The organism is Roseofilum sp., from assembly GCF_982964205.1.
In genome coordinates, this window is sequence record NZ_CEZBFX010000139.1 from 1 (window position 1) to 11,679 (window position 11,679).

General features: G+C 46.2%; 12 protein-coding genes and 1 pseudogene. 3 read left to right on the top strand and 10 right to left on the bottom strand.

Annotation, left to right across the window (positions count from 1 at the left end):
- Positions 1–56 precede the first annotated feature (56 nt).
- The 6 genes from AC3A14_RS21910 to AC3A14_RS21935 form a co-directional block, all read right to left on the bottom strand.
- The gene (locus AC3A14_RS21910; protein ID WP_318698811.1) at positions 57–1,073 is read right to left on the bottom strand and encodes a ribose-phosphate pyrophosphokinase; all 1,017 of its coding nucleotides are present in this window, start codon (positions 1,071–1,073) and stop codon (positions 57–59) included.
- 142 nt (positions 1,074–1,215) lie between these two features.
- Positions 1,216–2,058, bottom strand: a complete 843-nt coding sequence (locus tag AC3A14_RS21915; protein ID WP_318735292.1) for a lysophospholipid acyltransferase family protein — start codon at positions 2,056–2,058, stop codon at positions 1,216–1,218.
- Positions 2,059–2,219: 161 nt separating this feature from the next.
- Complete coding sequence (locus AC3A14_RS21920; RefSeq protein ID WP_318735294.1) at positions 2,220–4,187, bottom strand: bifunctional aldolase/short-chain dehydrogenase; 1,968 nt, start codon at positions 4,185–4,187, stop codon at positions 2,220–2,222.
- 126 nt (positions 4,188–4,313) lie between these two features.
- The gene (gene gatC / locus AC3A14_RS21925; RefSeq protein WP_318698808.1) at positions 4,314–4,601 is read right to left on the bottom strand and encodes an Asp-tRNA(Asn)/Glu-tRNA(Gln) amidotransferase subunit GatC; all 288 of its coding nucleotides are present in this window, start codon (positions 4,599–4,601) and stop codon (positions 4,314–4,316) included.
- Between the two features lie 33 nt (positions 4,602–4,634).
- Entirely contained in the window at positions 4,635–5,156 is a 522-nt protein-coding gene (locus AC3A14_RS21930; RefSeq protein ID WP_271942564.1) for a photosystem I assembly protein Ycf3, read from the bottom strand.
- Between the two features lie 315 nt (positions 5,157–5,471).
- The gene (locus AC3A14_RS21935) at positions 5,472–5,627 is read right to left on the bottom strand and encodes a hypothetical protein (protein WP_318698807.1); all 156 of its coding nucleotides are present in this window, start codon (positions 5,625–5,627) and stop codon (positions 5,472–5,474) included.
- A gap of 152 nt (positions 5,628–5,779) precedes the next feature.
- Between AC3A14_RS21935 and AC3A14_RS21940 the strand changes: the two genes are divergently transcribed.
- A complete protein-coding gene (locus AC3A14_RS21940; protein WP_318698806.1) occupies positions 5,780–6,136 on the top strand; it encodes a phage holin family protein in 357 nt (118 codons plus the stop codon).
- Positions 6,137–6,275: 139 nt separating this feature from the next.
- Here AC3A14_RS21940 and AC3A14_RS21945 read toward each other — a convergent pair whose 3' ends face one another.
- Complete coding sequence (locus AC3A14_RS21945; protein ID WP_318735297.1) at positions 6,276–7,949, bottom strand: ABC1 kinase family protein; 1,674 nt, start codon at positions 7,947–7,949, stop codon at positions 6,276–6,278.
- A gap of 53 nt (positions 7,950–8,002) precedes the next feature.
- Positions 8,003–9,043 (bottom strand): sensor histidine kinase, encoded by a 1,041-nt coding sequence (locus AC3A14_RS21950; protein WP_318735300.1) that lies wholly within the window; start codon positions 9,041–9,043, stop codon positions 8,003–8,005.
- Between the two features lie 313 nt (positions 9,044–9,356).
- Between AC3A14_RS21950 and AC3A14_RS21955 the strand changes: the two genes are divergently transcribed.
- Positions 9,357–11,081 carry an ATP-binding protein gene (locus AC3A14_RS21955; protein ID WP_318735303.1) on the top strand — a complete coding sequence of 575 codons (1,725 nt, stop codon included), beginning with the start codon at positions 9,357–9,359 and terminating at the stop codon, positions 11,079–11,081.
- Between the two features lie 33 nt (positions 11,082–11,114).
- On the opposite strand, the gene AC3A14_RS21960 is transcribed toward AC3A14_RS21955, so the two are convergent.
- The gene (locus tag AC3A14_RS21960; protein ID WP_413038743.1) at positions 11,115–11,198 is read right to left on the bottom strand and encodes a hypothetical protein; all 84 of its coding nucleotides are present in this window, start codon (positions 11,196–11,198) and stop codon (positions 11,115–11,117) included.
- Between the two features lie 44 nt (positions 11,199–11,242).
- Positions 11,243–11,314, bottom strand: coding sequence for a hypothetical protein (locus AC3A14_RS21965; RefSeq protein ID WP_413038742.1), 72 nt, complete (start codon positions 11,312–11,314; stop codon positions 11,243–11,245).
- 143 nt (positions 11,315–11,457) lie between these two features.
- On the opposite strand from AC3A14_RS21965, the pseudogene AC3A14_RS21970 reads away from it, so the two are divergent.
- A pseudogene (locus AC3A14_RS21970) lies at positions 11,458–11,679 on the top strand (hypothetical protein); the annotation flags it as partial.

Here is an 11,679-nt window from a genome sequence, read left to right on the forward strand (position 1 = left end):
AAAGCAAGAAAAGCCGTCCTAAAAGGACGGGGTTTTCAACCCATTTTTCTGATAACTTATCGGAACATGCTACTAACGGAACTATCTTCATGGATACGCCAAATGGTTTCTCCAACCAAATTAGCCACAGATAACACCCGCAGTTGAGGGAAGTACTTATCTTCAGGCAATTGAATCGTATTCGTAACAATCACCTCTTCAAATACGCCACTAGAAAGACGCTCAACGGCTGGATGGGAGAAAACAGCATGGGTAGCACAAGCATACACTTGTCTTGCGCCTTTTTCACGCAGCATTCTCGCCCCTTCAGAAATGGTTCCGGCAGTATCAACCATGTCATCGACTAATACGGCAGTTTTGCCTTCCACGTCTCCAATGAGATTGAGTACTTCAGCCACATTGTGAGCTTGACGGCGCTTATCAATAATGGCTAAAGGCGCATCATTGAGTTTTTTAGCAAATGCTCTCGCTCTCGCCACTCCACCGACATCAGGAGAAACTACGACTAGATCGGGTAATTGCTTACTTAAAAGATAATCAATTAAAACGGGAGAACCATAAACATGGTCACAGGGAATATCAAAATAGCCTTGAATCTGAGCAGAATGCAAATCCATGGCTAAGACACGACTGGCTCCAGCTTCGGTAATTAAATTAGCCACTAATTTAGCGGTAATCGATTCACGACCAGCCGTTTTACGGTCAGCCCTGGCGTAACCATAGTAGGGGATAACCGCTGTAATTTGGCGGGCAGATGCTCGACGACAAGCATCTATCATGATCAACAGCTCCATTAAATGGTCGTTGACTGGAGAGCTTGACGGTTGAATCAAATAAACATCGCAACCGCGAATCGACTCTTGAATTTGAACATAAAGTTCGCCATCAGCGAACCGTTTACGAACCATTGGCCCTAGATCCACCCCTAAATAGCGGGCGACTTCTTGAGCCAAGAATAAGTTAGCAGAGCCAGCAAATAACCGAAGGCGGTTATTTTCATTGACAGATGGTAGCGTTGGCTGAATTGCCAAAGTCGCAGAACGGATCACGACAAACCCTCGAAGCGCACTCATTGGCAATCTTATCACTAGAAATTGGCTTATTATTATGTATTTTTTATGAAAAGTTTATGATTGACTGATTTAAGGAAGGAAAAATTGCTCAAAAAGCTGATGATGGGGTTAACAATAGAGACGATTTTGGGTTGTGGTTGGGTTAAGGGGTGATGTGGGTGATGAGTTGATCGAGTTCGGTTTGCATGGTATTAAGAACTTGCTGATAGCAGGACTCAACATAATCAAAATCGCTAGCTGCTTTGCGTCCGTAGGTTGGGAAGCGGATGGGTGGACAAATGCGGGTATGAATCTGAATGGGTAGGGGAATATGGGGCAAGGGGCCAAAGGCAATTCCCCAGGGAAGTCCAAGATAAATGGGGAAGACTTCAGGATCGATGTCATAAACCCAAGGCATTCCCCATTCATGGAGTTGTTTCATCAGGGGATAAATATCGCCTAGAACCATGAGGGTATCATGGGCCCCATAGGAAATGGCGGGGATGATGGGGATGTTTTGGCGCAGCGCCAGTTTAATGAATCCTTTACGGCCGGCGAATTGGATTTGATTCCGTTGAGAATGGGGACGAAAAACGTCTTGCGCTCCTCCGGGATAGACGAGGACACTGGCCCCTTTTTGGAAGGCGGCGATCGCCATTTTCGGGTTAGCTCGAACGGCTCCAACAGCCACGGCTTCTTTGGCCAAAGCAGGATTGAGTTCCCAAATATGGCGGTGCATTAATCCGTAAACTAGGCGCTGTGTTCCAAAATGGCGAAACCAATCATAAATCATCATGACCATATCTGGAGAGACTAAGCCGCCGTTATGGGAGCCAACGATCAGGACTTGTTCATCGCTGGGAATATGATGCCAACCCTCGGTTTGTACGCGAAAATAGTACTGATAAAACCAGCCCCAAACTGACATCCAAGATTGAATGACTTGGGGGTTTCGTTCGTCTAGAGACCATCCATCTCCGGGTTTTTGATGCAGAGTGTTTGTCATGGGGGGGTTGAAGATTGGCGATCGCCTTCTTTAAACACAGGTCAAATCTCGATCTTTAACTGCTCTTTTGATCTGTGTCAACCAACTGCTGCTTCAAAAGGATTTGAGATTAGATTATCTTTTGCGAATACTTATCAATATATCTGAAATCAGTCTTGGCATTAAATCACTCGGTCATTACCTCCATCAACAGGGACTTGTGCAGCCGTCGTTTTTGCAAATAGGGGGCCGCACATTTCGGCGGCAAGTTCAGCGACAGAATGGCTATCAACTTCTACTTTTAAAACATTATTGGTTTTATATTCTTCCACGGTTAAACCATAATGGGCGGCGCGAGCATTGAGGACATCTTCTGTCCATAAACCGGTGTCAAATACGGCATTGGGATGGAGGGTGTTGAGGCGGATTTTGTCTTTGCCCCACTCTAATGCAGCAACGCGCATGAGTTGATTTAAAGCTGCTTTAGAAGCAGAATAGGCGGCGGCTCCAGGCCCGGGGGCGGGGACATTTTTAGAGCCGATGACCACAACTCGACCGCCTTGAGGCGCGAGTTTGAGCAAGGGATAGGCTTGGCGTAAGAGGGCAAGATTGGCATCTAAATTGACTGACATCACTTTGCGCCATGCGCTAGTATCGAGGTCGGCAATGGGGCATCCTCCGGGAAAAATGCCAGCGTTGAGGATGAGCATATCTAAGCCACCAAACTGTTGCACAGCTTGTTCTAGAGCGGCAGTGAGGGCAGTTTCGTCGGTAACATCGCAGGTGATGCCATGGAAGTCGGCGCGGTTATAGAGGGCTTCAATGTTGGTATCGATATCTAAACCGATAACGGCTGCTCCTCGCTTGAGCAGGGAGTCTACACAGGCTTTGCCAATGCCAGAGGCTGCACCAGTGACTAGGGCAATTTCACCCGTGAACAGGGGAGATTTGCCACCTTTGCGGAGTTTCACTTGTTCTAAGTCCCAGTATTCGACGGCAAAGATGTCTTTGGCAGAGAGTGCCTGATAGCCGCCTAGCTGCGTGCTAGTACTGATAATGTCGATGGTATGGTCGTAAATGTCAGCAATGATATGGGCTTGTTTCACGGTTTTGCCTACAGTACACATACCCAGTTCTGGGTCAAGAATGACTCTGGGGATGGGGTCGAGGATGGTTAAATCTGGCGTAGCGTGGGTGCGGAAATAGGCTTGATAGGCTTCCACATAACTTTGAATATCTTGCCCAACCAGGGGTAGGCGTTTAGTGCGAATGACGTGATCTGGGGTTGCAGGGCCTCGTTGGCAGATGTGCCCAATATCGTCTCGTTGGGCAAAGTTGAGGGTTTTGGGGTTGCGGTGAGTGCTGAGAATGATGGGAAATTGGGCGGTTTTGGAAAGGGTATGGCGCAGTTGGGCTAGGGTTTGACTGAGGGGGGCAGGTTCTGGCAGAGGCTGTTCAGGAATAGAAGTAATAGCCCCTTGTTTTTGTAGATAACTTTCTGCTTGACTGACTAGCTCAATCATGCGTTCATAGGATTCTTGGGCGGTAGCTCCAAAGGAAAAGATACCATGATTCATGAGTACCATGCCGAGGGTATGCTCTCCTGCTTCTAGAGCAAATTGACGGGCACAGACTCGCGCGAGGTCAAATCCGGGCATGACGTAGGGTATGACGATCAGGCGATCGCCATAAATCTCTTCTATCCGCTCTCTGCCATTGGCTGTATTTGTAACCGCAACAATGGCATCCGCATGGGTATGATCGACGTATTTGTAGGGCAAGATAGCGTGCAAAATCGCCTCTACAGACGGAGAAGGAGCGTTGGCACGGGTCATCTGGGTTTTCAGTTCATTGACCATTTGCGGGTCGGACAACTGCTCTAGTTGTGCCAATTTCAGCAAGTGAGGAATCCGTACCGGGGCAAATCCTTTGGCTTCAATGGTGGCCAGATCCCATCCGCTCCCTTTGACGTAAAGAATGTCTTCTTTTTCTCCAAAGAGGTTCGTTTCTTTGACTTTTACGGAGGTATTACCGCCTCCATGGAGGACGAGGGAGGGGTCTTTTCCTAATAAGCGCGAGGTATAAACTCTTTGTTCTAAATCTGTTGTATATTGAGCAGCTTCGCCCGGATTCCACAAGTTTTTAACCATAATTTTATAGCGCTTTGTGCTGGTAATGGGTAACCACTTTTTACTTTAAAAGTACTTATACGGCAATACAGCTAAGGGGCTTAAGCCCCTTATTTAATGCACAATGATAGAGAAACTAACAGCAGTTTACTCACTGAGAATTTGAGGAACTTTAAAAAAGTCCCCATCGCGATCGGGAGCATTGTCTAAAAGCGCTTCTCGAAACTCATCTGGAGTCAGCAAATCATCGCGGGTGATATTGCTTAATTCGATCGCCCGCGTGGTGGGGGGAACGCCTTCGGTGTCCAACTCATTGAGCTGTTCCACATAGTCGAGAATCTGGCTCAGTTCACCACTAAACTGGGCTTCCTCTTCCGAAGTCAGGGCTAAACGGGCAAGATGGGCCACTTTATGAACTTGTTCTTGGTCGAGCATAAGGGTTGTGAAAGATGACAGAAAACAATAGACTTAGAAAAAGACTTCGCCTTGCGATCGCCCGGTATTTTTCAACCAGTTTTGGGCTTCGATATAGTTATTGGGAGCCATTTTAATCGCCCGGTTCCAATAATCTGCGGCGATATCAAATAATGCTTCTGCTTTCTCATTATCACCCTCGGCTTTGATCTGTTCCCCTTTATAGTGATAAATGACTGCGATATTATTCAAGGCTTGGGGCATATTATCATTCAAATCCAAGGCTTGCTCATAATAGTCGATCGCCTGGTCATGCTCCCCGTTACTGGCATGGATCAAGCCGACATTGTAGAGGATGTAGCTGCGATCGTTAGCATCTTCCTCTAACTTCAACGCCTCATAATAATTATCCAAAGCCTCCGCATACTCACCATCAGCCTGGGCAGACATCCCATCGCGATAATAGGCAAAGGCAGTTTTCGACTTATTGCTCGTGGGCAGAATCTTCAAAATAATATCTGCCATCACCGTAAAGCTTTTATCAATAAAGTTATCGTTGCGCTGGGTTCTCGGCATAACGGTTTAGATTAAGAGGTTTCAACTCGCCATTGTAACAAGGATAGATGCTGATACGATACCCGCTTTAAACTCAGGGCTGTTTCATGCTCCCCAGAAAAATACCCCTCTTTCGGCAGAGTGACAAAAGAGGGGTATCTAGATATTCCCCTATACTGCACCTCTCTAGCGTCCGCAAAGATACCCAAATGGGCAAACCGAGATCGTTGTTCAAAATCCACCGGGAAATGGCTTGTAACCGTGTCGTTTTCCCTGAACCTGGTTCGCCAATAATCGCCAAACGCTTACCCCCGCTCTGGGGACTCTTTCCCTGTTTCAGTACATCGGTGCAAAACTGATCTGGGGAATTTGGTGCTGTTGCAACCGTTCAATCTGCCGATCTAAACCAGGAGCCAATACCTTCGCATCGGCACGTCCGGTAACAAGATTAATTAAAACGGGCAATAAAACACCAGATAACGGATCGATCATGGGAGAACTAACCCCAGCTTTGAAGAGAATTATGCTTAACGATGAGTATAGCGTTTCTGGTATCAATTAAGATTGGCTTGATAGATCGCAAGGACAACTGTTTCAGAGGTGGTATTATTGAACGCGAGTCCAAACTTTAGAGGTTTGAGATTATGATTAGCTTTTTTCTCACTTGGGCTTTAGCGGCGATCGCCTTGGCGATAACTGCCTATATTGTCCCCGGTTTGGCGATCTCCAGTTGGCAAGCAGCGGCTGTTGGAGCGATCGTTATGGGGTTGGTTAATGCTATTGTTAAGCCCATTTTGACGATTTTGACGTTGCCGTTAACTATTCTCAGTTTAGGCTTGTTCTTACTGGTGGTTAACGCCATTTCCCTTTCGTTAGTCGGCTATTTTACTCCTGGATTTACAATAGCCGGTTTTTGGCCAGCCGTGTTTGGGTCAGTTGTATTATCTTTGGTTTCCTGGTTAATCGATCAATTTACAGGAAAGGAAGCCAATAACGATTAAGTTGAAGTTGAATTGATGTTTGCCTTCTCCCACCTCCTTCTCCTGCACTCATGTTGTAGGGTTGCCAAATCCTATCCAGTAACGCTTGTGGGCGAGGAGGTAGGGGGATAGGCAGAGAGGTGAAGCTTTTAAATGTGGGTTAAGAAATACGGTTCAGGCGGTTGCGTAGGGAAAGGCGGAAGATCGATCGCATACAGAAGAAGCTAAACAAACCCGATCCACAGAGTAGGGCAATCGCCCATCCGAAAAATTGTCCCACAAACAGAATCGTGCTGGAAATCAAGGTAAACCCAGCACCACAGAGATAGAGTACACTTTGCACTCCTAAGCTCAAAGACTCTAAAAGGCGATCGCTCTCTTTCGCTTTGACGGAAAACGCTAAGTCTCCCGTATCCATCCGTTTCCCTAACTGTGCCAAGAAGCGATCGGTAACCGTTGGTTTTTGAAAAGGGGACTGCACCCATAACTTCACCTGTCGCAGGGTTTCCCCGACTAAATACCCTGTCCCCTTCCCTGCGGCTACTTCCCGAACAAAGGGTTGAGAAGAAGTAGCAAAATTATATTCGGGGTCTAAAATACGGGCAATGCCATCTAAGGTGGTTAAAGCCTTTAACACAAACGTCATTTCTGCGGGTAAGCGAAACGGCTGCTCTTCAAACATAGCATAAAGTTCATCTTTAATTAAGGTAAACTCGCGGAAATTTACAGGTCGTTCCGTAAACCGATCCAACAAAAATGTAATCAAGCGACGCACAGGAGTCATATCTTTCATGGGTTCAATTAAACCCATATTGATTAATGTCTCCACGACTTCGTCGGTATCCTTGCGTAAGACAGCAAAGAAATTGCGGATCATCTGGTCTTTGGCTAAAGATTTAATTTCCCCCATCATGCCAAAATCATAGAAAATAAGTTGCCCTTTAGAGGTAACAGCTAAATTACCAGGATGGGGATCAGCTTGGAAAAAACCATCTAAGAGCAGTTGCTTGAGATAGCAGCAAATGCCCACTTGGTTGATTTTCTGAGGGTCTAAACCGCAAGCGATCAAGGCTTCTCGATTGTCCACTTTAATACCCGGTAAATATTCGATGGTTAAGACCTTGTTTGTGGTATAGCGCCAATAAATCTGGGGGACGAGAATATCGGGATGGTTGACAAAGTTATGCCGAAAACGGTCTGCATTTAAGGCTTCTTGTTTATAGTCAATTTCTTGATAAAGAATGCGGAAAAATTCACCATAGATAGTTCGTAGTTCATATTTGCGCGTCCAAGCGAAGAGGAATTCAGTGACTTGGATGCCTCGATAGATGGCTTTAGCATCCACATCAAATAAGGCTCTTAAGCCGGGACGTTGAACTTTAATCACGACTTCTTCTTGGGTGTGGAGGATGGCGCGATGGACTTGCCCTAAACTGGCAGCAGCGAGGGGTAGGGGATCAAAATTGCGGAAGATTGCGCCTACGGATGCGCCTAGTTCTAGTTCGATAATGGCGATCGCCTCGTCCACGTCAAAGGCTGGAACTCGATCTTGCAGTTGTTCCAATGCTTCTACATATTCGACGGGTAAGAGATCTGCCCTAGTGGAGAGAGATTGACCAATTTTAATAAATGTCGGCCCTAGTTTGAGTAGGGTTTGTACTAAACCCCTCGCCCGTTTGCGTTTGAGAGCGGAAGAAGCCCCCCCACGCCAACGATCCCAGAGTAACAGAGCGATGAAGCGAGTCGCCGCCATAAACACTTGAATTTGGCGAATGATGGGAGAATAGGTGAGTTTTTGCCAGCGCCGCGATCGAGGTTGACTAATTTTGAGCATTCTGGGAATTACCCGTTACGTTCCTTAAATTCTGACTTCTTAGCTACTCTAACCTATTCCCTATTGCCTATTTCCTCGTGGGAAACGCTATCACTCTGGGGGAGGAGAAGGGTAAAACAGGTTTCCCAAGCCGATCCAGAGGCGAGAGGCTCACTACTGACGTTAATGGTTCCTCCTAATTGTTCCACCAAAGCCTTCACGAGGGCTAGACCTAAGCCCGTTCCGGCGATCGCCCGATCCGTAACTCCAGTTCCGCGACGGAATTTGTGGAAAATCTCCGCTAATTCAGTATTCTGAATGCCCATACCTCGATTGGCGATCTCCACAGCTACTCCATCTCTCCCATCTGCGCGATCGGGTTGTACAGAGATCCTAACTTGACTTTGAGCATCGGAGAATTTGCCCGCATTAGCAAGCAACTCTGCTAGAATGCGCTTGAGGCTATCTGGCTCTGTCTCTAGATTGGTCGATTCTGGAGCGATTTCTAGGTTGAGTTTCAACTGCTTATGACTCCATCGAGTTTCAAATCCTGCGGTTGTCGTCTCCATGAAATCTTGCACATCAATAGTTTGACCCTCCATCTCAATTGTCTGCTCTTCTAATTCTTGCAATGTTAATAAGTCATCGATCAGATGAATTTCCTGTTGACATTGGCTCTCCAAAATCTCCAGATATTTTTGTTGACGATCGGGTGAAATTTCCGGTTGACGCAACATCCGGATTGCCAAGCTCATACTGGTTAAAGGAGTCCGCAGTTCATGACTAATGGTACTTAAGAATTCATCCTTCAGTTCATTCAGATGGCGGAGTTCTTCAACCTGGCGGCGAGTTTGTTCATAGAGTTTCGCTTGCACCTTTAGGCTTAATTCGAGTTGAGCGGTGCGCTCTGCCACTAACACTTGAAATTGACGTAGGGTTTGAGGATTTGGGGCAACAGAACAACCCTTCTCTAGGGATACACTCTCCAAATTTACGTTATCATTTTCCATCTTATGATTCCATTCTGGAGAGACAATATCAGTGTAGCCTAGTTTATAATTGGCTAAGTCAACGGGAAGGGTACAAGTTGAATCTGTAGTATTGTTAGTTTTCAAAGCCTTCAGTTCCATCAGTCCTGTACCCCCAGATTCGTGAATAGTTCAGTTAAAAAAGGAGGAAGTATTTAGCTTCCATTCAAGTAGAGACTCCAATAGTGGAAATCAAATGGTTGAAACTCGCTCCAATCTTTGAATCCATTGACTCGAATTTCTTCTGGAGAAATCTCAACTCCAGGTTACAATAATCTTCTACCGTAAGAAATCCGAGAATTCCGCAAACTTTCTTAAAACCGTAAGCGGTTGATTAGAACTTGCACCCAAACTTAGTTCTCTTTTAATGTTTTCTTAAGAAGTAAACCTAGGCTAGGCTATGACCAGCGTACAAGACTCCCTGCCCTCTCGAAACACTGCACCTGAGATCCGCTCGGTGACCTCTTCAACTCAAATAATTGGAACGGTCAAAGGCCCAGGCGAAACAGGGAATCAATATGTATTTATTACAACGAATAATCGTCAAGTGAAAATTGGAGAATTTGTTTATTATTCTTTAATTTCAGGCGATCGGAATCAAAAAATTCTGGGCAAAATCTCTAACATAAGTCTTATCGATCACTTTCCAGATCGCATATTTGCTGACCCAGAAACTAGCCCAGAGGCGATCGCTGCCTTAGTCGGATTTACGGACAAAAACCCCGAACTCTACGAGGTGACTGTAGACGTAATTGGATATTTTCACCGAAGTTTAGGCTTTCTGAATCCTCGCCAGTCTCCCGATCCAGGAGCAAAGGTAATGTTAGCGAGCGATCGCTTCTTGCAGTCCATCATTAACCGCAAACAGCAAGGAGAAATGGGTAGCGCCCACATGGGATCGATTCTCCTGCGTCCCGGAGGCAATGTGCCCGTCGTTTTAGATGTCAAAGAATTAGTCAGTACCCACTTAGCCATTCTCGCGGGCACGGGTTCCGGAAAATCCTATACGGCTGGGGTACTGATTGAAGAATTTCTCGCCCCCCACAACCGCGCCCCCGTCTTAATTTTCGACCCCCACGGAGAGTATGGAACTTTAGCGGACTTACAAGGGTATTCCGCCTTTCACGGCGAAGATGGCTATAGTCCCCAGGTGAAAATTCTGCTGCCAGAAGATGTGCATATCCGCCTGTCATCCTTGGATTACTACGATATTTTGATGCTGTTGCCGACTATGAGCGATCGCCAACAGTCCATCCTCAGCAAAGCCTTTAATATCCTCAAAAAACACAAAAACTCTGAATATCGCTGGGATGTCCAAGACCTGATCGCGGCTGTTTTTGAAGCCGATCGCCAAACCGACGACGAAGGCAACGAAAAAGTCGGAACCTCAGCACCTGCTCTAGAATGGAAACTCGAACGGTTAGAGCGATCGCCCCATTTCCACGCCTACAAACACCTCACCCCCCAAAACCTCTTTGAACCCGGTCAAGTCACCGTTCTGCAAATGAACGAAATCCCCCAAGAAGAACAACAAGTCATCTGCGCCGCTCTTCTACGCCAAAGCTATCAAGCGCGGATGAACACCCAAAAACAAAACCTCCTCCCCGACGATGACAACTATCTTCCCTTCCCCGTCTTCATTCTCCTCGAAGAAGCTCATCGCTTCGCCCCTGCCCACGAACCCTCACGCTGTAAAGCCATGCTGCGAACCATCCTCAGTGAAGGGCGTAAATTTGGTTTAGGAGTCGGACTGATTACCCAACGCCCCGGTAAACTCGACTCCGACGTACTCTCCCAATGCATGAGCCAATTTCTACTCCGCATTATCAACCCTGTAGACCAAGACAGCCTCAAACATGGAGTAGAAGCAGCCGGACGAGACCTGCTCAACGAACTTCCTGCCCTCACCAAAGGTCAAGCTATTATCGCTGGAGCTTGTGTGAATACTCCCGTCCTCTGTCGCATTCGCCAACGCCTCACCCGTCATGGAGGTGAGACTCTCAACGCACCTCAAGAGTGGCAAAATTACTTTCAAAAAGACCAGCAACAACAACGACAAGCCAGCGTTGCCCCTCCAGCCAAAAGAGAATCCCCCCAAGTGTTTAATGGACGAAGTATCGATTAAGGTTGGGCGATCGTTTTCTGTCACTTTCCAGGTTCAATTATAAATGTCTTCTCGCGGTATACCCATGTCTACCAAATCTTGAGCCGGATTAAGTTCAGTGAGGTTTTTATGAATCAAAATTTTACCCTTCTTAATATCAATATGAATAATGCAGCATCAATTCACTTCAACCCTTGCCAACCTATATTCATCCACTGATAATAATCGTGAATTGTATCAAAAACAAGTTGCACTTTAACTTCATCATCATCTCGATCGTCTTTGGTCTATTCACTTAGAATATTTTCTATTGCTAGAGTGCCTTAAACTCCAATCTAACTCCTAACCAACTGATTCACTGCTATAATTACCAGCACGAAGTGTAGGAGTGTTTTCCATGCCAATAGAAGGTCTTTTCCCAATTATATTGCTTGTCGCTACATTTTTGTGTTCTCTGGTCGCTGGATTTCTATTGGCTTTTGCAATAGTTGTTATGCCAAGCATAAAACAATTAAACGACCGGGAGTTTATTCGAGCATTTCAAGTCATTGATGGCATTACAGTACTTTGCGCTGTAACGGAGTACAGTATCATTAGAGATCAGTCATTGCGAATGGAA